Source organism: Sphaerotilus uruguayifluvii, from assembly GCF_013294065.1.
Classification (GTDB): domain Bacteria; phylum Pseudomonadota; class Gammaproteobacteria; order Burkholderiales; family Burkholderiaceae_C; genus Sphaerotilus; species Sphaerotilus uruguayifluvii.
In genome coordinates this window covers 1-1,255 of sequence record NZ_JABSNM010000045.1, presented here as the reverse complement: position 1 = coordinate 1,255, position 1,255 = coordinate 1, and the positions used below count along the sequence as shown (strand labels likewise).

2 protein-coding genes are annotated in these 1,255 nt (G+C 68.3%); both read right to left on the bottom strand.

Going from position 1 to position 1,255, the window contains the following annotated elements:
• On the bottom strand, window positions 1–245 hold a 245-nt coding region (locus HNQ01_RS22105), incomplete at its 3' end, for a sugar nucleotide-binding protein (RefSeq protein WP_173807663.1).
• Window positions 246–262: 17 nt separating this feature from the next.
• A partial coding sequence (gene rfbB, locus HNQ01_RS22100) for a dTDP-glucose 4,6-dehydratase (protein ID WP_173807662.1) occupies window positions 263–1,255 on the bottom strand: 993 nt, incomplete at its 5' end.

The window sequence follows — 1,255 nt, the reverse complement described above, 5'->3', positions numbered from 1 at the left end:
GCGTTGATCGCGCGCGCCAGCTCGGGCTCGCTCTCGGCCTTGTCGACCGCGGTGTGCGCCGCGGCGTTGACGATCAGGTCCGGACGGACGGCAGCGACGGTCGCGGCCAGCCCCTCGGGGCGGCTGAAGTCGCCATGCAGCTCCGTGCTGTCGTGGTCCAGCGCAACGATCTCGCCCAACGGCGCCAACGCGCGCTGCAGTTCCCAGCCGACCTGGCCGCCCTTGCCCAGAAGAAGGATCTTCATGTCTGCGGCTCCCGGCGTCAGTCGCGTGCGCTGTAGTTCTTCGACACCCACTCGCGGTAGGCGCCGGTGCGCACCGAGTCGATCCACGCGGTGTTCTCCAGATACCACTTCACCGTCTTGTCGATGCCGGTCTCGAAGGACTCTGCAGGCTGCCAGCCGATCTCGGCCTCGATCTTGGTCGGGTCGATCGCGTAGCGGCGGTCATGGCCCGGGCGGTCGGCCACGAACGTGATCTGGCTGGCGTAGCTCGTGCCGTCCGCCTTCGGGCGCAGCGCGTCGAGCTTGGCGCAGATCACCTGCACCACGTCCAGGTTCCTGATCTCGTTCTTGCCGCCGACGTTGTAGGTCTCGCCCAGCCGCCCCTTGGCCAGCACCTGGCGGATCGCCTCGCAGTGGTCGCGCACATAGAGCCAGTCGCGGATGTTCTGCCCGTCGCCGTAGACCGGCAGCGCCTTGCCCTCCAGGGCGTTGAGGATCATCAGCGGGATCAGCTTCTCGGGGAAGTGATAGGGCCCGTAGTTGTTCGAGCAGTTGGTCGTCAGCGTCGGCAGGCCGTAGGTGTGGTGGTAGGCGCGCACCAGGTGGTCGGATCCCGCCTTGCTGGCCGAGTACGGACTGTTGGGCGCGTACGGCGTGGTCTCGCTGAAGGCCGGGTCGGTCTCGGAGAGCGAGCCGTAGACCTCGTCGGTCGAGACGTGCAGGAAGCGGAACGCCGCCTTGTCCTCAGTCGGCAGCGCGCTCCAGTAGGCTCGCACGGCTTCCAGCAGCTCGAAGGTGCCGACCATGTTGGTCTGGATGAACTCGCCGGGGCCGTGGATGCTGCGGTCGACATGGCTCTCGGCCGCGAAGTGCAGCACCGCGCGCGGGCGGTGCTCGGCCAGCAGGCTAGAGACCAGCGCGCGGTCGCCGATGTCGCCCTGCACCAGCGTGCAGCGCCCTGCGTCCAGGTGCGCCTGGATCGTCGCCGGGTTGCCCGCGTACGTCAGCTTGTCCAGGACCACCACCGGCTC